Source organism: Lysinibacillus sp. OL1 (assembly GCF_004332175.1).
GTDB classification, from domain to species: Bacteria; Bacillota; Bacilli; order Bacillales_A; family Planococcaceae; genus Lysinibacillus; species Lysinibacillus capsici.
Map to the genome: position 1 here is coordinate 1 of NZ_SJDS01000039.1, position 866 is coordinate 866.

General features: G+C 41.6%; 1 protein-coding gene. It reads right to left on the reverse strand.

Annotated features, from left to right (window positions below; genetic code table 11):
- A partial coding sequence (locus EW028_RS24335; RefSeq protein ID WP_131522766.1) for a M20/M25/M40 family metallo-hydrolase occupies window positions 1–866 on the reverse strand: 866 nt, incomplete at both ends.

Sequence of the window (866 nt, forward strand, 5' to 3'; positions counted from 1 at the left end):
GCACGGTATGGTGTTTGTGTAGAATACTCCATTTTTAAATCTTTTAATTGTAGAGAAACAGGTAGTGGTGTACTTTCACCTAAATCTGTTTCACGGAAAAGGGGATTCCACTCCATATGCTGTGTCATATAGGAAGCGATAAAGGGAGCCGTCATCCCTTTTAATGGCTCGCCGACATGTGTCTCTTTTCCATAGAACAAAGCAGCAGGCATGATTTTACCAATTGTACCTGAATAAATATATTCATTCGTATCCGATGGCCCTTGTGAAAACGATGGCTCACTATTTAAAAATAATTTATAGGTTAAGCCATGCTGTTCCCGCAGTCTCACCAGCTCCACAACAGCCGCTCTCATACCAGCAGAGTTGACTTCCTCATCAGGGACCGTTGTTAAAATCAAATTAATCGGCCATTGCTCAAAGCTTGCCTTTTCGATCAACTGCATGTGTAAGGCAAGACCCATTTTCATATCCATTGTGCCGCGTCCAAATAAATAATTTCCAGACGCCAAATCAATGCGAGCTGCCTCTGGTAAATCTTTTAGGTATTTAGGTTCCATTAGCTTTTTCGTTAGTTCTTCTGGAGAAAAGGCTAACGGCTCTAGTTCACCATATTCCTCCGTATGCACGGTATCAAAGTGACTGATTAACACAACAGTTTCAGTTGCCGTTGGATGCTTATAGAAGGCTGTCACTGCATTCCTGCCAAGTCCAGCATCATGTAATTCAATCAAGTCTGGGTGCTTTTCAAAATATGGAAGCGTTAACAATTTATCTTTTAAGCGAAAGGCAAATTTATTTTCGCCCTCCGTTAATGTTCGGCTTTCCCAGCTCACAAGCTCACATAATAGGGCACGTAGTTTTTC